The organism is Streptomyces sp. NPDC060194 (assembly GCF_042728285.1).
Lineage (GTDB): Bacteria > Actinomycetota > Actinomycetes > Streptomycetales > Streptomycetaceae > Streptomyces.
In genome coordinates this window covers 1-19,273 of record NZ_JBHWZH010000115.1, presented here as the reverse complement: position 1 = coordinate 19,273, position 19,273 = coordinate 1, and the positions used below count along the sequence as shown (strand labels likewise).

18 protein-coding genes and 5 tRNA genes are annotated in these 19,273 nt (G+C 75.7%); 9 read left to right on the top strand and 14 right to left on the bottom strand.

Annotation, left to right across the window (positions count from 1 at the left end):
• The first annotated feature begins 110 nt into the window (after positions 1-110).
• Positions 111-671, top strand: a complete 561-nt coding sequence (locus tag ACFWEG_RS22190; RefSeq protein ID WP_387217848.1) for a CGNR zinc finger domain-containing protein — start codon at positions 111-113, stop codon at positions 669-671.
• A gap of 48 nt (positions 672-719) precedes the next feature.
• On the opposite strand, the gene ACFWEG_RS22185 is transcribed toward ACFWEG_RS22190, so the two are convergent.
• Entirely contained in the window at positions 720-887 is a 168-nt protein-coding gene (locus ACFWEG_RS22185) for a hypothetical protein (RefSeq protein WP_387217846.1), read from the bottom strand.
• Between the two features lie 68 nt (positions 888-955).
• Positions 956-1,408, bottom strand: coding sequence for a hypothetical protein (locus ACFWEG_RS22180; RefSeq protein WP_387217844.1), 453 nt, complete (start codon positions 1,406-1,408; stop codon positions 956-958).
• A 126-nt stretch (positions 1,409-1,534) separates the two neighbouring features.
• Between ACFWEG_RS22180 and ACFWEG_RS22175 the strand changes: the two genes are divergently transcribed.
• Positions 1,535-2,044, top strand: a complete 510-nt coding sequence (locus tag ACFWEG_RS22175; protein WP_387217842.1) for a DsbA family protein — start codon at positions 1,535-1,537, stop codon at positions 2,042-2,044.
• Between the two features lie 61 nt (positions 2,045-2,105).
• On the opposite strand, the gene ACFWEG_RS22170 is transcribed toward ACFWEG_RS22175, so the two are convergent.
• From ACFWEG_RS22170 to ACFWEG_RS22160, 3 genes are read right to left on the bottom strand one after another with little or no spacing between them, the layout of a single operon-like run.
• A complete protein-coding gene (locus ACFWEG_RS22170; protein ID WP_387217840.1) occupies positions 2,106-2,927 on the bottom strand; it encodes a GNAT family N-acetyltransferase in 822 nt (273 codons plus the stop codon).
• Positions 2,928-2,966: 39 nt separating this feature from the next.
• Positions 2,967-3,788 carry an aminotransferase class IV gene (locus ACFWEG_RS22165; protein WP_387217837.1) on the bottom strand — a complete coding sequence of 274 codons (822 nt, stop codon included), beginning with the start codon at positions 3,786-3,788 and terminating at the stop codon, positions 2,967-2,969.
• Positions 3,789-3,790: 2 nt separating this feature from the next.
• Positions 3,791-4,888: a chorismate-binding protein gene (locus tag ACFWEG_RS22160; protein ID WP_387217834.1), complete on the bottom strand. Its 1,098-nt coding sequence runs from the start codon at positions 4,886-4,888 to the stop codon at positions 3,791-3,793.
• A gap of 95 nt (positions 4,889-4,983) precedes the next feature.
• Here ACFWEG_RS22160 and ACFWEG_RS22155 point away from each other — a divergent pair.
• From ACFWEG_RS22155 to ACFWEG_RS22135, 5 genes are all read left to right on the top strand, one after another.
• Positions 4,984-5,056, top strand: a tRNA-Gly gene (locus ACFWEG_RS22155).
• 42 nt (positions 5,057-5,098) lie between these two features.
• Positions 5,099-5,172 (top strand) — tRNA-Cys (locus ACFWEG_RS22150).
• Position 5,173: 1 nt separating this feature from the next.
• Positions 5,174-5,245, top strand: a tRNA-Val gene (locus ACFWEG_RS22145).
• Between the two features lie 38 nt (positions 5,246-5,283).
• Positions 5,284-5,355, top strand: a tRNA-Val gene (locus tag ACFWEG_RS22140).
• A gap of 38 nt (positions 5,356-5,393) precedes the next feature.
• Positions 5,394-5,465, top strand: a tRNA-Val gene (locus ACFWEG_RS22135).
• A 48-nt stretch (positions 5,466-5,513) separates the two neighbouring features.
• Here ACFWEG_RS22135 and ACFWEG_RS22130 read toward each other — a convergent pair.
• The 4 genes from ACFWEG_RS22130 to ACFWEG_RS22115 all read right to left on the bottom strand — a co-directional run bounded on the left by ACFWEG_RS22130 (position 5,514) and on the right by ACFWEG_RS22115 (position 7,656).
• The gene (locus ACFWEG_RS22130; protein WP_387217831.1) at positions 5,514-5,819 is read right to left on the bottom strand and encodes a zf-TFIIB domain-containing protein; all 306 of its coding nucleotides are present in this window, start codon (positions 5,817-5,819) and stop codon (positions 5,514-5,516) included.
• Positions 5,820-5,858: 39 nt separating this feature from the next.
• Entirely contained in the window at positions 5,859-6,821 is a 963-nt protein-coding gene (locus ACFWEG_RS22125; protein ID WP_387217829.1) for a phosphotransferase family protein, read from the bottom strand.
• 174 nt (positions 6,822-6,995) lie between these two features.
• On the bottom strand, positions 6,996-7,202 hold the full coding sequence (locus ACFWEG_RS22120; protein WP_387217826.1) for a hypothetical protein: 207 nt from the start codon (positions 7,200-7,202) through the stop codon (positions 6,996-6,998).
• Between the two features lie 214 nt (positions 7,203-7,416).
• Positions 7,417-7,656 carry a hypothetical protein gene (locus tag ACFWEG_RS22115; RefSeq protein ID WP_387217824.1) on the bottom strand — a complete coding sequence of 80 codons (240 nt, stop codon included), beginning with the start codon at positions 7,654-7,656 and terminating at the stop codon, positions 7,417-7,419.
• 208 nt (positions 7,657-7,864) lie between these two features.
• Between ACFWEG_RS22115 and ACFWEG_RS22110 the strand changes: the two genes are divergently transcribed.
• Positions 7,865-9,145 carry a protein kinase gene (locus ACFWEG_RS22110; RefSeq protein WP_387217822.1) on the top strand — a complete coding sequence of 427 codons (1,281 nt, stop codon included), beginning with the start codon at positions 7,865-7,867 and terminating at the stop codon, positions 9,143-9,145.
• A 134-nt stretch (positions 9,146-9,279) separates the two neighbouring features.
• Positions 9,280-11,247, top strand: coding sequence for a SpoIIE family protein phosphatase (locus ACFWEG_RS22105; protein WP_387217819.1), 1,968 nt, complete (start codon positions 9,280-9,282; stop codon positions 11,245-11,247).
• A gap of 10 nt (positions 11,248-11,257) precedes the next feature.
• Here the strand turns inward: ACFWEG_RS22105 and ACFWEG_RS22100 are convergent, their stop codons facing one another.
• The 5 genes from ACFWEG_RS22100 to ACFWEG_RS22080 form a co-directional block, all read right to left on the bottom strand.
• On the bottom strand, positions 11,258-12,070 hold the full coding sequence (locus tag ACFWEG_RS22100) for a TrmH family RNA methyltransferase (RefSeq protein ID WP_387217817.1): 813 nt from the start codon (positions 12,068-12,070) through the stop codon (positions 11,258-11,260).
• Positions 12,071-12,110: 40 nt separating this feature from the next.
• Positions 12,111-13,349, bottom strand: coding sequence for a uroporphyrinogen-III C-methyltransferase (gene cobA, locus ACFWEG_RS22095; protein WP_387217815.1), 1,239 nt, complete (start codon positions 13,347-13,349; stop codon positions 12,111-12,113).
• Positions 13,350-13,492: 143 nt separating this feature from the next.
• Positions 13,493-16,822: a nicotinate-nucleotide--dimethylbenzimidazole phosphoribosyltransferase gene (gene cobT / locus ACFWEG_RS22090; protein WP_387217812.1), complete on the bottom strand. Its 3,330-nt coding sequence runs from the start codon at positions 16,820-16,822 to the stop codon at positions 13,493-13,495.
• Positions 16,823-17,149: 327 nt separating this feature from the next.
• Positions 17,150-18,376 (bottom strand): precorrin-6y C5,15-methyltransferase (decarboxylating) subunit CbiE, encoded by a 1,227-nt coding sequence (gene cbiE, locus ACFWEG_RS22085; protein ID WP_387217809.1) that lies wholly within the window; start codon positions 18,374-18,376, stop codon positions 17,150-17,152.
• 134 nt (positions 18,377-18,510) lie between these two features.
• On the bottom strand, positions 18,511-19,176 hold the full coding sequence (locus ACFWEG_RS22080; protein ID WP_387217807.1) for a GNAT family N-acetyltransferase: 666 nt from the start codon (positions 19,174-19,176) through the stop codon (positions 18,511-18,513).
• Positions 19,177-19,273: the final 97 nt, after the last annotated feature.

The following is a 19,273-nucleotide window of genomic DNA, read 5'->3' as shown; positions in this document are numbered from 1 at the left end:
GCCGCGGAGCAGTCCGCGGCGGCGGCACCGCTGCGTCCGGCCGCGGCGCCGGAGCGCTAAGGTTCGGGTCATTCGGCGGGAGACCGTCCGCCGGCGGCGAGGGAGCGAACGTGCTGATCCCCCACGACACCCGGCGCGCCCTCGAGGTCGTCGTCGCGCTGGTGAACACCGCACCGGAGTCCGGCGAGACCGACGGGCTCCCGGACGTCGCGGCGCTGTACGGCTTCCTGCGCGACCACGAGGTCAGCGACGTCGGCACGCTCACCGCGCACGACCTGGAGGCCGTGCACGGGGTGCGGGGGCGCTTCGCGGACGTGTTCGCGGCCCCCGACGCGGCCGCCGCCGCGCTCATCGTGAACCAGCTGGTCGCCGCCGCCGGGACGACGCCGCGGCTGACCGACCACGACGGCTACGACTGGCACATCCACTACTTCGCGCCGGGCGCGGCCGTCGACGAGCACCTCGCGGCCGACTGCGGCATGGCGCTGGCCTTCATCGTGGTCGCAGGCGAGCGGGAGCGGCTGCGCCGCTGCGAGGCGCCGGACTGCGGACGGGCCTTCGTGGACCTGTCCCGCAACCGCTCACGCCGCTACTGCGACAGCCGCACCTGCGGCAACCGCCTGCACGTCGCCGCCTACCGGGCCCGGCGCAGGGAGTCGTCGGCGAGCTGACCGCCCGCGCGGGCCGGCCACGGTGCGGACGTACGGGGCGCGCGGCGCTCACAGCAGGTACAGGTCGTGGACCGCCGCCATCAGGAGCAGGCAGGCGATCACCCCGAGGAAGATCATCAGGGGCGGCTGCGAGAGGGCGAACAGGCAGCCGCGCGGCTCGTGGTCGGCCGCGGGCGTCAGCGGTGCGGGGACGTCGCCCCGGGGAATGTCGTGCATCTCGCGCCGATGATGGCGCACGCCGGAGGATCCGCATGACCAACATGCGTTTCCCGGGGCGGAGTTCGTCAGATTCCGTGCTTTTTCAGAATCGCTTCGATGTCCGAGAAGTCATCCGCGGGGGCGGCTGCGGGCTTCCGGGCGGGCCGGGCCGCCGGCTGCCCGGTCGGCCGCCCGGGGCCGAGCGCCGGTTCGGAGGCGCCGGGGGCGACCGCCTCGCGCCCGGCGGCCCGGCGGGCCGCGCGGCGCTCCTTGCGGGTCCCGCCGCCCCGGCGCTCGACGGCACGGGTGACCACGAAGATCAGCCAGGAGAGCCCGAGCACCCCGAAGCCGGCCCAGACGCCGGGGCTGAACACCACGTCCACCGCCCAGTCCACCACCCCGGTCATCACCAGGCCGAGCGGCACCAGCGCGTACGCGGCGATCCGCGCGGCGGCGAGGAAGCGCCTGCGGTACGCCGTGATCGCCGCGATCCCCAAACCCGCCGCGGCCACGGCGGTACATACGGTCTCGGCAACCATCCGGTCCTCCAGCGCTGCGGCGATACGTCCCGTCCCTCCCATCCTGCACCGGCTCGCGTGCCGGAGGCCACGGTGGGAGCGGACATCAGGGATATCTCCGGGTCGCCACCTGGGAGACTCGGGGGTATGAGCGAAACCCCCACCGCCCGCCCCGTCGTCCTCGACGTCTGGTGCGAGCTCCAGTGCCCCGACTGCCGTACCGCCCTCGACGACGTCCGCGCCCTGCGGGACCACTACGGCGAGCGGCTCGACATCCGGCTGCGCCACTTCCCCCTCGACAAGCACAAGCACGCCTACGCCGCCGCCCAGGCCGCCGAGGAGGCGCTCGCCCAGGGCCGGGGCTGGCCGTACGCCGAGGCGGTGCTCGACCGGGTGGCCGAGCTGGACCGGCACGGCGAGGCCCTCCTGCTGGAGGTCGCCGACGAACTGGGCCTGGACGCTGAGGAGTTCGACACCGCGCTGATCGACGGCCGGCACCTGCTGATCGTCGACGCCGACCAGGCCGAGGGCAAGGCCATCGGGGTCACCGGCACGCCGACGTACGTCGTCGACGGGCAGCGGCTGGACGGCGGCGGGAGCCAGGAGGGGCTGCGGGCCCGGATCGAGGAGGTCGTCGACCGGCTGCTCGCGCAGTAGACGCGGCCGCGGGGCAGCCGGGTCCGGAGGGAGGCAGCCGGGCCGCCCGCGCGGCGGGGTCCTACAGTGGCTTGAACAGGTGGTGCACGACCGGCTCGTAGCCGAGCGAGGCGTAGAGCCATACCGCCGGCGTGTTGTCCGCGAAGACGTTCAGCCGCAGCGCCCCGCGTCCGGCGGCGCGGGCCCGCTGCTCGGCGAGCAGCATCAGCGACCGTCCGTGGCCGCGCCCCCGGTGCTCGGGGGCGACCTCGACGAGGACGACGAGGGCCTGGTCCGGGGTGAGGGCCACCCAGAGCGTGCCCACGGGCGTCCCGTCGTGCTCCAGGACCTCCAGCCAGGCGTCGGGGTTGCGCACCCCGTCCCCGAGCGCGGCCCAGTGGTCCGTCGCGCACAGCTCGCGCGCCCGCCCCTCGGCGACACCGTGGGACATCAGGGCGGCGACGTACTCCTCGGCCGTGCGCCCGGCCCACGCCGCGTACTCGGCCTCCGTCATCGGCCGCCCGGCGCTGCCCTCGGGCAGGGCGGGCGGCTCGGCGGGGACCTGCTTGCGCAGGGTCCGGTTGCGCTCGACGTAGCCTAGGGCGCGGACGAGGGCGAGGGCCGGTGTGGCGTCGGCGGGCACGGAGACCTCCGCCCGCTCGCACCGCCAGCCGCGCAGCACCTCCTCGGCGGCGAGGGCGGCGACGGTCGCCCTGCCCCGCCGCTGGTCCGGCTGCTCGACGCGGAGCCCGTCGATGCGTCCGACCGTGGGGCCGTAGCGGGCGTCGGTGGACACCTCGACCTCGCCGACGGGCCGGCTGTTCACGCAGACCCGGAAGTGCTGCCGCCGGATCCCGTCGGCGTCGTGCTGGAGCGGGCCCGTCGGCCGCAGGGTGGTGGTCATGCCCATGGTCTACCCGGCGATCCACGGGCGGCCACCGGCCTACGGGTCGAGATCCGCGCCCGACCGCTCCTCGAAGATCCGCATAGCCTTCGCGGTGACCGGTCCCGGGGCCGACCCGAGGTCGCGTCCGTCGACGCGGTGGACGGCCTGGACGTCCCGCAGGGTGGAGGTCAGGAAGATCTCGTCGGCCCGCTGGAGGACGTCCATCGGCAGGTCCGTCTCGCGGGCGCCGGCCCACTCCGCCGCCAGGGCGCGGGTGACGCCGGCCAGGCAGCCGGAGGCGAGCGGCGGGGTGTGCAGCTCGCCGTCGAGGACGACGAAGACGTTCGAGCCGGTGCCTTCGCAGAGCTGTCCGACGGTGTTGGCGAACAGCGCCTCGGACGCGCCGCCGTCGTGGGCCCGGGCGAGGGCGACGACGTTCTCGGCGTAGGAGGTGGTCTTCAGGCCGCTGAGCGCGCCCCGCTCGTTGCGGGTCCAGGGGACGGTGACCACGGCGGTGGTGTCGGGCCGGCGGGTGGTCTCGCCGACGGCGACGACGAGGGTGGGGCCGTCGTCGCCGCGGTCGGAGCCGAGCGGCGAGAGGCCGCCGGTGTAGGTGACGCGGAGCCGGCCGAGCGGCATCGGGTTGGCGGCGAGCACCTCGGCGCAGGCGCGGCGGACCTCGTCGAGGTCCGGGTCGGGCAGACCGAGGCCGCGCGCGGACCGGGTGAGCCGCTCGAGGTGGCGGGTCAGTGCGAAGGCGCGTCCGTCGACGGCCTTGAGGGTCTCGAAGATGCCGTCGCCCACGGTCAGTCCGTGGTCGAGGACCGACACCCGGGCGGCCTCGGCGTCGCGCAGCCCGCCGTTCAGCCAGATCTTCACCGCTACGTCCCTTCGATCGGGTGGTACTCACCCGACGCTATCGCGAGCAGCCGCTCCGCCTTGAGCTCGGTCTCCCGCCACTCGCCCTCGGGGTCGGACCCCCAGGTGATCCCGGCGCCGGTGCCGAAGCGGAGGACGGGCGACCCTGCGCTGCGGTCGATCCAGAAGGTCCGGATGCCGACGGCGAGTTCGCCCGTCCCGCGGTCGGCGTCGACCCAGCCGATCCCGCCGCAGTACGGTCCGCGCGGGGCCGTCTCCAGCTCGTCGATGATCCGCAGCGCGCTGGACTTGGGCGCGCCGGTCACGGAGCCGGGCGGGAAGGTCGCGCCGAGCAGCGCGCCCCAGCCGGCCCCTTCGGCGAGTTCGCCCTCGACGGTCGAGACCAGGTGGACGAGGCCGGGGTGCTTGTCGACGACGCACAGCTCGGGCACGGTCACGCTGCCGGTCGCGCAGACGATCCCCAGGTCGTTGCGGACCAGGTCGACGATCATCACGTTCTCCGCGTAGTCCTTCTCCAGGAGGTCGGCCTCGGTGCGGCCGGTGCCCTTGATCGGGCCGGAGGACACCGTGCGGCCGTCACGGCGGAGGTAGAGCTCCGGGGAGGCGGTGGCGATCTCGACGCCGTGCCGGGGCAGCCGGACCGTTCCCGCGTACGGGGCGGGGTTGCCGCGGGCGAGGAGCGCGGTGAGGGCGTCGACGTCGGCCGCGGGGTCGTCGAGGGGCGCGGAGAGCACGCGGCAGAGGTTGGCCTGGTAGACCTCGCCGGTGGCGATGCGCTCGCGGATCCGGCGCACGCCCGCGGTGTAGGCGGCGTGGTCGAGCGACGACGTCCACGCGTGCGCCGCGGGTCCGCGCCAGGCCCCGGGGACGGGCTCGGGGACCGGCTCCCGGCGCACCCGGCCGAAGCGGGCGCAGGTCAGCCGCCCCTCGAAGTCGGCGGAGACCGCCCAGAAGCCGGCGGAGTCGAGCGCGGAGGGGTCGTGGGTCACGTCGCGCAGGTCGGTGGCGACGAGAGAGCCGAAGCGGGCCATGTCGGTGAGGTTGTGCACGGGGCCGAGTCTAGGAGCGGTGCAGGTGAGGACGGCGTCGGTGAGCGGCACCGCAGCACGCTGCGCAAACGCGTTTTTGTGCTGGCCCGGGAATCCGCTAGAGTTCAACACGTCGCCGGGGAGCGCAAGCCCACCGGAAACGACATGCGGACGTAGCTCAGTTGGTAGAGCACCACCTTGCCAAGGTGGATGTCGCGAGTTCGAGTCTCGTCGTCCGCTCGATGGTGGGGGAATCATCCCGATACCCCTGACCAGGCTCCTGGTGGAGTGGCCGAGAGGCGAGGCAACGGCCTGCAAAGCCGTCTACACGGGTTCAAATCCCGTCTCCACCTCCAAGCGCGATTAGCTCAGCGGGAGAGCGCTTCCCTGACACGGAAGAGGTCACTGGTTCAATCCCAGTATCGCGCACGCAGCACCACGCAGTACCGGTCCGCACGGATCGTCCCGCGCGATTAGCTCAGCGGGAGAGCGCTTCCCTGACACGGAAGAGGTCACTGGTTCAATCCCAGTATCGCGCACGCAGCACCACGCAGCACGGGTCCGCACGGATCGTCCCGCGCGATTAGCTCAGCGGGAGAGCGCTTCCCTGACACGGAAGAGGTCACTGGTTCAATCCCAGTATCGCGCACCGCACGAAGCCCCCGGTCATCTCGGTGACCGGGGGCTTCCGCGTTGCTCAGGAGGAGAAGAGCATGCGCCCGAAGCCGCGGTTGTGGTGCCCCCCGTGCCCCCCGTGCCCGCCGTGGTGGCCGCCGTGCTGCGGGGCGCCCCAGGCGGGGGCCGGGGCGGCGGGATAGGCGGGCGGTGCGGGCGGCGGCGGGACCTGGCCGGGGACGCCGCCCTGCCACTGGGACTCCAGCCGGGTCAGGGACTCCAGCTCGCCGTAGTCCAGGAAGATCCCCCGGCAGCCGCTGCACTGCTCGATCTGGACGCCGTTGCGGTTGTACGTGTGCATCGGCGCACGGCACTTGGGACACTGCATGCTGACCTCAACTCCTCGTGGTCGCTTTGTCCGTTCACCCTACTGTGCGACATCGTCCGCCGGTCGGGGTAGGTGGGCGGCGATCCGGGCGCAGGCCGCGGTCATCAGCAACTCGTCCTCGTCGAGCGGGCGTTGCCCGGTAGCGGCCTTCGCGATCGCCAGGGCCGCGGTCTGCGCGGTGAGGGCGCGGGCGGGCACGTCGAGCGCCGGCCACGGGTCGTCGTGCTCCGGGACCGCGCTCCCGCCCGCCGTGCGGTAGGCGGTGAGGAAGCGGTGCCAGATCTCGGGGGCGAGGAGGCCGGCGGCGAACCAGGCGGCGGGTCGGGCCAGGTCCCAGGCGGGGTCGCCGAGTCCGAGGTCGTCGACGTCGATGAGCAGCCAGGGGCCTTCGGGGGCCGGGTGGCGGACGAGTTGTCCGAGGTGGAGGTCGCCGTGGCAGAGGGTGCGGGCGGTGGGGTGCGGGGCCTCGGCGCGGGCCCAGGCGGGCAGGGTCGCCCAGGCGCGCTCGACGTCCTGGGTCGCGGGGTGGGGTGCGGCGGCGCGCATCCGGGCCATGGCGCGGGCCGCCTTGAGCGGGCCGCGCATGGGCGGCAGCGGTCCGGTGAGCCGGCCGGCGGGGACGGCGTGCAGGCGGGCGAGGAGTCTCGCCGCCTCCTCCCAGGGGGCGGCCTCGGGCCGCTCGGGGTCGACGGGCAGGCCGAGCGGCCAGACGCTGCCGGGCCGGCCGGCCACCGCCCCGGCGGCGGGGGTGAGCGGCGGCAGGAGTATGCCGGTGAGCGCCGGGTGGGCGGCGACGGCGACGCGGACGGCCAGGGCGACGGGATCGGAGTCGGGGGCGTGCGCCTTGGCGACGAGGCGGCCGTGGCGGACGACGGTGCCGTCGGCGCGGTCGGCGAGCACCCCGGCCGCGCAGGCGCAGGCGCAGGCCCGGTCGGGCGGCCCGGCGGGGTGCGCGGCGCTCGCCGCGAGGCGGCCGAGGGCGGTCAGGAGCGTGCCGGTCACCCGGGGAGCCTACGGGGAGGCCGGCCGGGCGTGTGACGGCGGGGAACACAGCGAGGTCCGGACGGCTCCCCAGCCGTCCGGACCTCGATCGCCGTCCGTCGCACCCCCGTCCCCACGGGGCTGAATGGCCGGATGTCCCGGCCCGGGCCGCTCTCCCGGGCCCCGGAGCGCCGCTCAGCGCCCCAGCATCACGCCCACGGACGACGCCTGTGTCACCACTGCGTCCCAGCCGCCGAAGGCGACTGCGAGCAGGGCCGCCAGGGGAAGCACCATGAGCGTCGCCACCAAGGGGTGCCGCGTGCCGGTCCGGCTGCCGCCGAACGCGGCGGTCGCCTTGCGTCCCTGCGTGCGGATGATGCTCCGCGCTGCCGTGTCGGCCATGGTCCTTCTCCTGTCGTATGGACAGCGGTGGGTGTCCGAACTCGGGGGACGAGTGCCGCACCCACCGCTTGACCTCAAGCCTAGGGACGGCGGGGGTGCCGGGCGTCATGCCTCCGTACCGATTCCCGGCACTCCCGGAGGATGAGCGCGGGACCCGGGGCGTACTCCCCTGGGTGGAGGAGTGCGCCGCGGTCTCAGGGACATCCCGGAGGGGTCACTTGGGGCGCTCGGCGGCGTCCTCCCTCGGGACGGGCTGCTCCACCAGGGCGAGCACCCTGGTGGCCATGAAGCGGGCGGTGCGGACGATCGTGCCGTTGCGGGTGACCTCGCTCACCTCGACCACCCCCCGGCGCACGTTCGTCTCCACCCGGCGGCCGGCCCGGCTGGCCACCACCTCGTAGGTCCGTGTCGTGTCCCCCGCGTCCACGACGATCTCCACCCGGTCGCCCTTCATCGGATCGAACCCCCTTCTGCGGCCGCTCGGTTGCGGCCGCGCGCGGGTGAGGAGCCGCGCGGCGGCGGCTCTCTGACCACGGCTCAATTCTCCCACCCCGCACTGACAATCGTCCGGCCCGGGAGGGCGCGGCCTGTACGCGGGGGCGGGCGGCACTACGTAAGCTGTGCCCGGTGGACCGACCGCAGGGGAACGGGGATGGACGACGATGGCGATGATGCGGCTCCGACGCGAGGACCCGCGTGTCGTCGGCTCGTTCCGGTTGCACCGCCGGCTCGGCGCGGGCGGCATGGGGGTCGTCTACCTGGGGTCCGACCGGCGGGGGCAGCGGGTCGCCCTGAAGGTGATCCGGCCGGACCTGGCGGAGGATCAGGAGTTCCGTTCGCGGTTCGCCCGTGAGGTCTCGGCGGCGCGGCGGATCAGGGGCGGCTGCACGGCCCGGCTGGTCGCCGCGGACCTGGAGGCCGACCGGCCGTGGTTCGCCACCCAGTACGTCCCGGGGCCCTCGCTGCACGACAAGGTGAACGAGGAGGGCCCGCTGTCCGCGGCGGAGGTGGCCGCGGTGGGCGCGGCGCTGGCCGAGGGCCTGGTCGCGGTCCACGAGGCGGGGGTCGTGCACCGCGACCTGAAGCCGTCGAACATCCTGCTGTCGCCGAAGGGCCCGCGGATCATCGACTTCGGGATCGCCTGGGCGACCGGCGCGAGCACGCTGACCCACGTGGGCACGGCGGTCGGCTCCCCCGGGTTCCTGGCCCCCGAGCAGGTGCGGGGCGCGGCGGTGACCCCGGCCACGGACGTCTTCGCGCTCGGCGCGACGCTGGCGTACTCGGCGACGGCGGACTCGCCGTTCGGGCACGGCAGTTCCGAGGTGATGCTGTACCGGGTGGTGCACGAGGAGGCGCATCTGACGGGCGTGCCGGACGCGCTGGCCCCGCTGCTGCAGGCCTGCCTGGCGAAGGACCCCGAGGAGCGGCCGAGCACCCTCCAGCTGTCGATGCGGCTGAAGGAGATCGCCGCGCGCGAGGCGCAGGGCACGGCGGCGCTGCGGCCGCCGGCGCCCCGCCGGGACGCGGAGGCGACGGCGGGGCAGGCGACCGCGCAGTACACCCGGGGACACGACCCGCACGACGAGCGGCACCCGGACGGGACGGGCGCCGGGCGGGGCACCGCAGGCGGGTCGCGGGGGCCGAGGAGCAGCGGCGGACGGCCGGCCGCGGCGCGGACCGGCGGCCCGCGCTCGGGCGCCGTACGGGACGTGGCGCGGACGGGCGACCGGGCGCCGGGGCAGCGGACGCCGGCGGCGAGGACGGCCGGCGGGCGGACGACGGGGGCGCGGCCCTCGGGCGCGCGTCCTTCGGGGGCGCGGACGACCGGGTCGGGGCGGCGGCCCGCCGCGGTGAACCGGCGGCTGCTGCGGCAGCGGCTGATCGTGTTCGTCGTGGTCACGCTGATCGTGCTGCTCGGGATCGCCGCCGCTCAGCGGCTCTAGTGCCGGCGGGCCCGGCGACCGATCGGGTGAAGCCGTCTCCCGGGCGGCGGCCGGAGATGCGCGGACGGCTCATGAGCGATTCCATCGAAACCCCACCCGGGGTGACGAGGACGCGCGAGAGACGGACGTGCACGGTGAACGCGAGCGAGCAGAGCCAGGACGAATGGGACGAGGCGGTCCTGGACGCGGTCTTCACCCGCTCGGACATCGGGCTGCACGTCCTGGACACCTCGCTGCGCGTCGTCCGGGTGAACACGGTCGCCGTCGGGATCCGCGGCATCCCCGCGGAGCTCATCGTCGGCCGGCACGTGTCGGAGGCGTACGTGCCCGCCGGGGTGAGCATCGACGAGTCGATCCTGACGGGGGTCCTGGAGACCGGCCGTCCCGTGACGAACTACCTCGTCACCGGTCATCCGCCGGCCGTCGGCGGCAGGGAGTACTTCTTCTCCACCGGCGCGCACCGCCTCCTGCACCGCAACGGCGCGGTGATGGGCGTGGTCGTCACCAGTGCGGACGTCACGGAGCGCGAGCACGCCAAGGCCCGGCTGCACTTCCTGCACGAGGCCCACGAGCGGATCGGGACCAGCCTGGACGCGGACCTCACCGCCCAGGAGCTGGTGGACGTGGCGCTCCCCTGGTTCGCCGACACCGTCGTCGTCGCCCTGACCGAGGCGGTGCTGAAGGGCGGGGACCCCGACCTCGACCCCCGCGGCCTGGTACCGCAGCTGCGCTGCGCCGCGGTCGGCTCGAAGGACGGGGAGGCGAAGGTGCCCGCGCCGGGGTCGGTGCTGGTCCCGGGCATCTTCGGGGCCGCGCTGCCCGCGGCGGCCGCGGTCCTCCCGGACGAGGCCGGCGGACGGTCCGGCCGGACGCTGGCGGCCCCACTGAGCGCGCACGGCCGGGTCCTCGGGGCGGTGGTGTTCTCGCGCGCCGCCGCGGCCGTGCCGTTCGAGGCGGAGGACCTCGCCGTCGCCGACAGCGTGTGCGCCCGTACGGCGACCTGTCTGGAGAACGCGCTGCGGCACACGCGCGAGCACGTCGTCATGACGGCGCTGCAGAGCTGGCCGGTGCTGCGGCAGGACGCCACGCAGCGGGCGGTCGACGTGGTGGGGCGGCACCGGCCCGGCGGGAGCGGGGCGGGGTCGTGGTTCGACGTGGTCGCGCTGCCGGGGGCCCGGGTCGCGCTGGTCGTGGGGCAGGTCGAGGGCCCCGGGGTGGCGGCGGTGGCGATGATGAGCAGGCTGCGCACCGCCGTGGACAGCCTGTGCACCCTCGACCTCGATCCGCACGAGCTCCTCGCCCGGCTGCACATGACGACGCTGCGGCTCGCCGCCGAGCAGGGCGACCACCACCGGACGGCGAGCTGCACGGTCGCCGTCCACGACCCGGTCTCCGGCCGACTGGACGTGGCGCGGGCCGGTGACGCGCCGCTGGTCGTCGTGCGGCCCGACGGTTCGGCCGACACCGGGCCCGTTCCCGCGGGGCCGCTCCTGGGGGCCGAGGGGCCGCCGTTCGGGTTCGCGGGCCACGTGCTGCCCGAGGGCAGCACGCTGTGCCTGGTGTCCGCGCCGGGCGGGGCGGGGACGGGGCCGCGCGCGGCGGAGCTGGTGACCGCGCTGGCCCATCCGCAGCGCGATCTGGAGGCGATGGCCGACGCCGTGGACCGGCTCCTCACCCCCGACCAGGTGCTGCTGGTGGCCCGGACCCGGCGGCTCGGGTCCGGGGAGCTCGCCGAGTGGGAGGTGCCGTTCGAGTTCCCGGCGGTGGCTGCGGCGCGGGTGCGGGCCGAGGAGTGCCTGGAGCGGTGGGGGCATCCCGCCGACCCGTTCGCGACCTCGCTCGTGGTCAGCGAGCTGGTCACCAACGCCGTGCGGTACGGGGCCGCGCCCGTGGTCCTGCGGCTGATCGCCGAGGGTGCGCGGCTGGTCTGCGAGGTGAGCGACGCCGGTCAGGCGGCGCCCCATCTGCGGCACGCGAAGGCGGTCGACGAGGGCGGGCGGGGGCTGCTGATCTGCGCGAGCCTGGCGGTCAACTGGGGGGTGCGCTACACCGGGGAGGGCAAGACGGTCTGGGCGGAGATCGGCTCGCCTGCGGCGCTGTGAGGTCCCGCGCTCACCGGGGCCGGGTCGCGTAGAACGCGACGGCGGAGGCGGCGGCGACGTTGAGGGAGTCGACTCCGGCGTCCATCGGGATGCGGACGTGCACGTCCGCGGCCTGCAGCGCCGCGGGCGACAGGCCGTCGCCCTCCGTGCCCAGCATGAGGGCCAGCTTCTCCGGCCGGCGGTCGGCGAGCTCGTCGAGGGTGACGGACCGGTCCGAGAGGCACAGGGCGGCGAGGACGAATCCGTTCTCGCGCAGGACGCCGGCGTCGCCCGGCCAGGCGTCCAGGCGGGTCCAGGGGACGGAGAACACGGCGCCCATGGACACCTTCACGGCGCGCCGGTAGAGGGGGTCGGCGCAGCGCGGGGTCAGCAGGACGGCGTCGACGCCGAGCGCGGCGGCGTTGCGGAAGGCGGCGCCCATGTTGGCGTGGTCGACCGTGTCCTCGAAGAGCGCGACCCGCCGCAGGCCGGGGCGGCCGAGGACGTCGGCGGGGTCGGGCAGCGGGCGGCGCTCGAAGGAGGCGAGGGCGCCGCGGTGGACGTGGTAGCCGGTGACCCGCTCGGCGAGGCCGGGGGCGACCACGTGGACCGGCGCGGGGGTGGCGTCGATGACGTCCCGCATCACGTCCGTCCACTTGGCGGTCAGGAGCATGGACCGCATGCGGTAGCCGGCCTGCAGGGCGCGGCGGATCACCTTCTCGCCCTCGGCGATGAACAGCCCCTCCGCGGGTTCGCGGCGACGGCGCAGCTCGACGTCGGTCAGGTCGGTGTAGTCGTGCAGGCGGGGGTCCGCCGGGTCTTCGACGGTGACGATCTCGGCCACGGAGGGGTGCTGCCTCGTCCTTCGGGTGCGGTGGGGGTGCTCAGTTCTCGGCGTGCCCGGCGTGCTCGACGCCGGCGTGGACGACGTCGCCGACGACGATCACGGCGGGCGGCCGTACGCCCGCGGCGACGACGGTCTCGGCGACGGTCGCGAGGGTGGCGTCGACCCGGCGCTGGGCGCTGGTGGTGCCTTCCTGGACGAGCGCGACGGGCGTTGCGGGGTCCTTGCCGTGGGCGACGAGGGACTCGGCGATCCGGCCGATCTTGTCGACGGCCATCAGGAGCACGAGGGTGCCGCGGAGCCTGGCGAGGGCGGCCCAGTCGACGAGCGAGCGCGGGTCGTCGGGGGCGACGTGCCCGCTGACGACGGTGAACTCGTGGGCGACGCCGCGGTGGGTGACGGGGATGCCGGCCGCGGCGGGCACGGAGATCGAGCTGGAGATGCCGGGCACGACGGTGACCGGGATGCCCGCCTCGGCGAGCGCGTGCAGCTCCTCCATGCCGCGGCCGAAGACGTAGGGGTCGCCGCCCTTGAGCCGCACGACGGCCTTGCCGGCCTTGGCGTGCTCCACCAGGGCGTCGTTGATGGCCTCCTGGGCCATGAACCGGCCGTAGGGGATCTTCGCCGCGTCGATGACCTCGACGTGCGGCGGGAGCTCGTCGAGCAGGTCGCGGGGGCCGAGCCGGTCGGCGATGACGACGTCGGCCTCGGCGAGGAGGCGCCGGCCGCGGACGGTGATCAGGTCGGGGTCGCCGGGCCCGCCGCCGACGAGGGCGACGCCGGGGGTGCGCTCGCGCTGGTGCGGGGCGGTGAGGGTGCCGTCGCGCAGGCCCTCGACGATCGCGTCGCGCAGCAGCGCCGAGCGGCGGGGGTCGGGGACGTCGGTGGTGAGGACGGCGACGGTCACGCCCTCGGAGCGGCCGGTGGCGGGCGTCCAGGCGGTGGCGGCGGAGGCGTCGTCGGCGCGGACGCACCAGGTGCGGTTGCGCTCGGCCTCGGCGGAGGCGCGGTCGTTGGCCGCGGTGTCGCCGGTCGCGATCAGCGCGTACCAGGTGTCGGTGAAGTCGCCCTCCTCGTACCGGCGGCGGGTCCAGGTGATCTCGCCCGCGTCGGCCATCGCCTCGACGGACGGGGTGGCGGACGGCGAGATCAGGTGGACGTCGGCCCCGGCCGCTATCAGGGCGGGCAGACGGCGCTGGGCCACCTGGCCGCCGCCGAGCACCACGACGCGGCGGTCGGTGAGGCGGAGGCCGACGGGGTAGGCGGCGTGGATCGACATGGCGGGGGACGGCTCCTCGTGCGGTACGGCGCTGGCCGCGGGGCCGCTTCGGCGGTGGAGCGGCGGGGTTGCGAACACGATACGCGGTGCTCGGGGGCCCGGTGCAGTCCCGGGCCCCCGACCTGCGGTTACCTCCGCGTCGACTACTTCTCCGTCACGCCCGCCGAGTCGAACGTCGCCACCTCGTGCATCGCCCGCGCCGCGCTCTGCACGACCGGCAGGGCGAGGAGCGCGCCGGTGCCCTCGCCCAGGCGGAGGTCGAGGTCGATGAGCGGGCGCAGACCGAGCTCCGCGAGGGCCGCCACGTGGCCGGGCTCCGCGCTACGGTGGCCCGCGATGCACGCGGAGAGCGACTCGGGGGCGACGGCCCGGGCGACCAGGGCGGCGGCACCGGCGCTGACCCCGTCGAGGATGACGGGGGTGCGCAGGGAGGCGCCGCCGAGGATCAGGCCGACGAGGGCGGCGTGCTCCAGGCCGCCGAACGCGGCGAGGACGCCGATGGGGTCGGCCGGGTCGGGACGGTGGAGCTCCAGGCCGCGGCGGACGACGTCGACCTTCCGGGCGTGCGTCTCGTCGTTGATGCCGGTGCCGCGGCCGGTGACCTCGGCGGGGTCGGCGCCGGTCCAGACGGCGATCAGGGCGGCCGAGACGGTGGTGTTGGCGATCCCCATCTCGCCGGTGACCAGCGCCTTGTTGCCCGCGGCGACGAGGTCGCGGGCCGTCTCGATGCCGACCTCGATGGCGGCCTTGACCTCGTCGCGGGTGAGGGCGGGGCCCTCGGTGAAGTCGGCGGTGCCGGCCCTGACCTTGCGCGGCAGCAGGCCGGAGGTGGTCGGGAGCTCGGCCGCGACGCCGACGTCGATGACGCAGACCTCGGCGCCGACCTGGTGCGCGAAGGCGTTGCAGACCGCTCCCCCGCCGAGGAAGTTCGCGACCATCTGGCCGGTGACCTCCTGCGGCCACGGCGTGACGCCCTGGGCGTGCACCCCGTGGTCGCCGGCGAAGATCGCGACCGCGGCGGGCTCGGGGATCGGCGGCGGGCAGGTGCGGGAGAGCCCGGAGAGCTGCGCGGAGATGATCTCCAGCATGCCGAGCGCGCCCGCGGGCTTCGTCATCCGCTTCTGCCGCTCCCACGCCTCGCCGAGCGCCTTGGCGTCCAGCGGGCGGACGGTCGCGACGGTCTCGGCGAGCAGGTCGTGCGGGTCCTCGCCGGGCAGCGCGCGGCGCCCGTACGTCTCCTCGTGGACCACCCAGGACAGCGGCCGCTTCTTGGACCAGCCGGCCTGGGCGAGCTCGGGCTCCTCGGGGAACTCGTCGACGTATCCCACGCAGAGGTAGGCGACGACCTCCAGGTGCTCGGGCAGGCCGAGCGCGCGGACCATCTCCCGCTCGTCGAAGAAGCTGACCCAGCCGACGCCGAGGCCCTCGGCGCGGGCGGCGAGCCAGAGGTTCTCGACGGCGAGGGCGGAGGAGTACGGCGCCATCTGCGGCTGCGTGTGCCGGCCGAGGGTGTGCCGGCCTCCGCGGGTGGGGTCGGCGGTGACCACGATGTTCACCGGGGTGTCGAGGATGGCCTCGATCTTGAGTTCCTTGAACTGCTTCGCGCGCGCCTTGGGCAGCGACCTGGCGTACGCCTCGCGCTGCCGCTGGGCCAGCTCGTGCATGGAGCGGCGGGTCTCCGCGGAGCGGATGACGACGAAGTCCCAGGGCTGCGAGTGGCCGACGGAGGGCGCGGTATGGGCGGCCTCCAGGACGCGCAGGAGCACGTCGTGCGGGACGGGGTCGCCGCGGAAGCCGTTGCGGATGTCGCGCCGCTCGCGCATGACGCGCAGGACGGCCTCGCGCTCGGCGTCGTCGTAGCCGGGGGCGGGGGGTGCGGGCGGGGTCGCGGGTTCCGCGGCGGGCTCGGGCTGGACCTCGGGCTCGGCCACGGGCTCGGTGACGGGCAGGGGGGAGGCCTCCGGCTGCGGGGCCTGATCCTGCTGCGGCTCCGCTTCCGCGGCGAGGGGCTCGGCCCCGGCCGCGGTGACCGGCTCCGGCGCAGAGGGCTCGGGGGCGGACTCGGCGGCGGGCGGGGGCACCTCCGCGGCCTGCACGAGCGGCGGCTCCGGCTGCGGGGCCTCCTCGACCGGAGCGGTCTCCGTGACGGGAGGCGCGTCGGCGAGGGGGGCGTGCTCGACGGGAGCGGCCGGCGCCTCGGGGGCAGGCGTCTCGGGGGCGACCGCCGGCGCGTCCGGGGTCGGGAGCGGCAGGACGGCCTCGGGCTCCGGCGCGACCTCTACTGCGACCGGCGCGGAGGCGATCGTCTCCGCCACACCGTCGAGGTGCTGCGGCACGGCATCGGACGCGGGCTCCGGGGCGGTCTCCACCGCGGCCTGCTCAACCTCTGCGGCGGGCTCGGCCAGGAGCGCCTCCGGCGCGGGCTGGACCTCCGGCTCGGGCTCCGGGTGCTCGGCCTGCGCCGGCTCCGCCGCGGGCGGCGCGGTGGCGACGGCCTGCGTGCCCCACGGCGCGGCGGCCTGCGGGGGGATCGCACCGAGCTGGGGGCCGGGCAGGCCCGCGGTCACGTCGCGCGGGACGTCGAGGTACTCCGGACCCGACGTGGGCGGGCCGGAGGGGCGGACGGGCTCCGGACGCGGCGGGGCGGGCGCCGGGGTCGGGCCGCGGTCCGCGAGGGAGCGGACGACCCCGCCGATGGTGGCGTCCGGGTCGGGCGGGCCCAGGTGCAGCGGCCGCCGGGCGGCCACGGGAGCGCCGACGGGCGGGTGGGACAAGGCCGACGACGGGAGGCGGGCGCTGCCGAGGTCCAGCGAACCGCTGTCGCGGCCGGACGCCTCGTGGGCACCGACCGCCTCGGCCGCGCTCTCCGGCTCGGCGGAGGCGGGGGCTTCCACGGTGACGGCAACGGCGGCGACGTCGGGCGCGGCATCGGGTACGGCCACGGCGGGGTCCGCCGGGGCATCAGCCGCGGGGGCCTCCGGAGCGTCGGGCACAGCAGGTGCGTCGGGCGCGGCTGCGACGGGCGCGACCGGGTCGGCGGGTGCGGACGCCTCGGGAACGACGGCCTCGACAGGCGCACCCCGGTCCGGCACACCGGACCCGTCACTCGGCACGAACGCCGCGACCTGCGGGGCGTCCTCCGGCACCGGCCGTGCCGGCGTCTCCGCCGGAACCTCGGCGGAGGCCTCCACGGGGGCCGCCGCGGCCTCCGGGCCGGCCGGCTCGGGGGCCGGCTCCCCGGACTGCGGCACGGCGAACGGCTGCGGAGGCGTCGCGGTGACCTGGACCGCGGCCGGGGGCACGACCGGCTGCGCCTCGGTCCAGGCGCCCTGGGCGCCCGGCATGAAGAGCAGGTCGTCGTCCTCGGGCGCGTCGGCGAAGTCGTACACGCGGGGCGCGGGCAGGTCCGGCTGTTCCGTCATGCCTGCGTTCCCCGGCAGTCCCTCGCCCGGGACCCGGCCGGTGTCAGTCATGCGTACCCCTCGCCCATCGGTTGTGCCTTCGAGTGTTCGGCCTGGTCGTCCGGGAGGGAGCTGCGCGATGCACCCGGCGTCCTCCTAGGAGAACGAGCGTGTGCGCCACGCGGCACGAACCTCCCGCGGCCTACCGGCATTCTCGCGGGCCGCACTCCGTGCGGGAGGCAGGATCCGCGACGATCCGATGTGGACTGCGCCACGTCGTCCCCGCAGGTCCCCACCGCCGGCCAGGGCGTCGGTCGATCACCCTACCCCGTACAGGCGTACGAGTCAGGACGGGGGCGGACGAGCCGGACAGGTCGGACGGCGCGGCGGGCCGCGGGGTCAGGCGCCGCGGTCGGTGCGCTCGCCGGCGAGCAGGAAGGAGACGGTCCGTTCGCGTTCGACCCAGGCGCGGGTGTCGAGTTCGACGCACTGGATCAGGGCGCACTCGACGGTGTAGCCGCTCTCGGAGAGGGTGCGGCCGACGAGTTCGGCCTCGTCCCGGGTGGCGGCGTGGGTGACGATCCGGGCGGGTCGCCGGTCGGCGCAGGCGGAGACGACCGCCGCTCCCCCGCCGCCGACCCGGACGACGTCGGGCTCGGGCAGGTCCTCCAGGACGTGCGGGGCGGTGCCGTGCACGACCTGGAGCTGGACGCCGAAGCGGCGGGCCTGGGCGACGGTGCGGGCGCAGGCCTCGGGATCGCTGTCGACGGCGATGACGGCCGCGCCGAACCGCGCGGCCTCCACGGCCAGCGCCCCGCTGCCGGAGCCGATGTCCCACACCAGGTCGCCGGTGCGCGGGCCGAGCCGGGCCAGTTGGGCGGCGCGGAGCCGGTCTGACTCGCCCTCGCCGAGTTCTTCGCCGTAGGTCCCGGCGGGCAGCGCCCAGCCGCGGACGCCGAGCGGTTCGCGGCCCGCGATCCAGCCGGTGTGCGGGGTCGCCATCGGGCCGGTGGCGGTCGTGCCCCCGCCGCCGATGGCGATGACGACGTTGGGGTCGCGCCAGGCGTGGTCGGCGGCCTTGTCGGAGGTGACGACGGTGACCTGTTCGCGGCCGGTGCCGAGCTCCTCGCAGATGACGAAGGTCCGGTGCACCCCGCCGAGCAGCAGGGCCAGTTCGGCCGGGCCCGCGCCGGGGGCGGTGAGGACGGCGACCTTGGGGTGGGCGCGGATGACGTTGACGGCGCGGCGCAGGGTGCGCGGCTGGGCGACGACGACCTCGGCGTCGTCCCAGGGCATGCCCGCCCGGGCGAACGCGGTGGCGACGGACGAGACGGCGGGGACGACCTCGACCTCCAGGCCGTGCTCGGGGGCGCGCAGGGTGCGCACCACGCCGAAGAAGCCGGGGTCGCCGTCGGCGAGGACGACGGCGGTGCCGCGGTGGCCGGCGATGCGGCGGGCGGCGAGGGAGACGCTGCCGAGCCGGATCCGTTCGGCCGCGGCGGGGACGTCGGGTAGGGCGAGGTGGTGGGCGGCGCCGGCCACCAGGGTGGCGGCGCGCAGGGCGGAGTGGGCGGCCGCGGTGAGCGGGGAGCCGTCCCAGCCGATCACTGTGACCCGATCGGCCATCGTTATCCGTACTCCTGTGACTGTGAGGGGGCGGCGGGAGGCGGCGGAGCCGTGCGGCCGGGCGGTCGGGGGCGGTCGGCCGGGCGCGGGCAGGGCGAGCGTACCCGCCCGCGGCCGGGAGTCACCCCGGCGCGTCAGCGCCGGTCGGCGAGCGCGTTCCAGTCGGCGAGGCCGGGGTAGCCGCCGGCCTCGGCCAGGCCGGCGTCGTCGAGGCAGAGGTCCTCGATGTCCTCGGGGAGCAGGCCCCAGACGATGAGGTCGGTGCGGGTGTCGGCCCAGCCGCCGTCCTCGATCGGGCTGCGCGCTATCCACGCATTGCGCAGGACCCCCTCGCTGATGCAGCCGATCTTCTGCGCGACCTGCTGGGCGGCGGTGTTCCCGGCGGCGGTCCGCAGCTCCAGGCGCTCCAGGCGCTGGTCGCGGAAGGCCCACTGGGCGACCGCGAGGGCGGCCTCGCAGGCGTATCCCTCGCCGCGGGCCCAGGGGCCGATGGTGTAGCTGAGTTCGGCCGACCCGAGCCGCCAGTCGGTGGCGCCGAGGCTGATCACACCGACCAGGCGCTGGGTGAGGAACTCGGTGACGGCGAGCACGATCCCGCGCCCCTCGGCCCGCTCGGCGGGGGCGGCGACGCGGATGTGGTGCAGGGCGTCGTTGAGGGTGTAGGGGTGCGGTACGGCGAGCCAGGTGGTGACGAGTTCGTCGTTCATGAGGTCGGCGAGCGCGGTGGCGTCCTCGTCGTCGAGCGGACGCATCGTCAACCGGTCCGTGCTGATGGAGATGTCCGGGAAGGTGGTTGTCATGGCGCCGCTCCGTCACACCGGGGACCTGCTTGAAGTGCTCCAGCATGCAGCATGCACGCACCGGAACGCACGACGGGGTCCGCCACCCGGGGAGGGT

What these genes read in the sequence shown, in the direction of transcription:
- ACFWEG_RS22185 (WP_387217846.1), bottom strand. Translation starts at nt 887, where the DNA reads ATGCACGACATTCCCCGGGGCGACGTCCCCGCACCGCTGACGCCCGCG.
- ACFWEG_RS22180 (WP_387217844.1), bottom strand. Translation starts at nt 1,408, where the DNA reads ATGGTTGCCGAGACCGTATGTACCGCCGTGGCCGCGGCGGGTTTGGGG.
- ACFWEG_RS22175 (WP_387217842.1), top strand. Translation starts at nt 1,535, where the DNA reads ATGAGCGAAACCCCCACCGCCCGCCCCGTCGTCCTCGACGTCTGGTGC.
- ACFWEG_RS22170 (WP_387217840.1), bottom strand. Translation starts at nt 2,927, where the DNA reads ATGACCACCACCCTGCGGCCGACGGGCCCGCTCCAGCACGACGCCGAC.
- ACFWEG_RS22130 (WP_387217831.1), bottom strand. Translation starts at nt 5,819, where the DNA reads ATGCAGTGTCCCAAGTGCCGTGCGCCGATGCACACGTACAACCGCAAC.
- ACFWEG_RS22120 (WP_387217826.1), bottom strand. Translation starts at nt 7,202, where the DNA reads ATGGCCGACACGGCAGCGCGGAGCATCATCCGCACGCAGGGACGCAAG.
- ACFWEG_RS22115 (WP_387217824.1), bottom strand. Translation starts at nt 7,656, where the DNA reads ATGAAGGGCGACCGGGTGGAGATCGTCGTGGACGCGGGGGACACGACA.
- ACFWEG_RS22110 (WP_387217822.1), top strand. Translation starts at nt 7,865, where the DNA reads ATGGCGATGATGCGGCTCCGACGCGAGGACCCGCGTGTCGTCGGCTCG.
- cobA (WP_387217815.1), bottom strand. Translation starts at nt 13,349, where the DNA reads ATGTCGATCCACGCCGCCTACCCCGTCGGCCTCCGCCTCACCGACCGC.
- cobT (WP_387217812.1), bottom strand. Translation starts at nt 16,822, where the DNA reads ATGACTGACACCGGCCGGGTCCCGGGCGAGGGACTGCCGGGGAACGCA.
- cbiE (WP_387217809.1), bottom strand. Translation starts at nt 18,376, where the DNA reads ATGGCCGATCGGGTCACAGTGATCGGCTGGGACGGCTCCCCGCTCACC.
- ACFWEG_RS22080 (WP_387217807.1), bottom strand. Translation starts at nt 19,176, where the DNA reads ATGACAACCACCTTCCCGGACATCTCCATCAGCACGGACCGGTTGACG.